The sequence below is a fragment of the Pseudoalteromonas sp. MSK9-3 genome, assembly GCF_003590335.1.
Classification (GTDB): Bacteria; Pseudomonadota; Gammaproteobacteria; order Enterobacterales; family Alteromonadaceae; genus Pseudoalteromonas.
Genome location: NZ_MIET01000075.1, coordinates 1 through 746 on the forward strand (window position 1 = coordinate 1; position 746 = coordinate 746).

Sequence of the window (746 nt, forward strand, 5' to 3'; positions counted from 1 at the left end):
ACACCGCCCGTCACACCATGGGAGTGGGTTGCTCCAGAAGTAGGTAGCTTAACCTTAGGGAGGGCGCTTACCACGGAGTGATTCATGACTGGGGTGAAGTCGTAACAAGGTAGCCCTAGGGGAACCTGGGGCTGGATCACCTCCTTATACGATTTAGAACTTATTTGTTCGTAGTGTCCACACAGATGATTGCTGAATAGAATTAGAGAACACAAACATTGTTTGGGTCTGTAGCTCAGCTGGTTAGAGCGCACGCCTGATAAGCGTGAGGTCGGTAGTTCAAGTCTACTCAGACCCACCACTTTGCTAACCTTTTAGCTTGGTAACAAACAATGTCATTCCAGTATTGTGGGGCTATAGCTCAGCTGGGAGAGCGCCTGCCTTGCACGCAGGAGGTCAGCAGTTCGATCCTGCTTAGCTCCACCACCTTACTTTTGAAAGAAAAGCATACTTCGGGTATATCCTGAGTATGAAGTGTGTTTCTCTTTGAGAAGTTAAATTCTCTTGCTCTTTAAAAATTTGGAAAAGCTGATAAATAAATTCTTATAGATATTCGTATCTATAAAGAGTTTTCAAAAGTAAAACAATGCCAATTAATCATTGATTAATTAGCATCTACTTTAGTATTCAATATTAACTTCTGGCGAAGTTTAAACTGTCTTTGACGATACAAACCATTTTGGGTTGTATGGTTAAGTGACTAAGCGTATACGGTGGATGCCTTGGCAGTTGGAGGCGATGAAGGA

Annotated in this window: 2 tRNA genes and 1 rRNA gene; all 3 read left to right on the forward strand. The window is 42.9% G+C overall.

From position 1 onward, the window contains the following. Nucleotides 1-147: ribosomal RNA gene (locus BGP78_RS22455) — 16S ribosomal RNA — on the forward strand; the annotation flags it as partial. 77 nt (nt 148-224) lie between these two features. Next, nucleotides 225-301: transfer RNA gene (locus BGP78_RS22460), tRNA-Ile, on the forward strand. A 49-nt stretch (nt 302-350) separates the two neighbouring features. After that, nucleotides 351-426, forward strand: a tRNA-Ala gene (locus tag BGP78_RS22465). Nucleotides 427-746 lie beyond the last annotated feature (320 nt).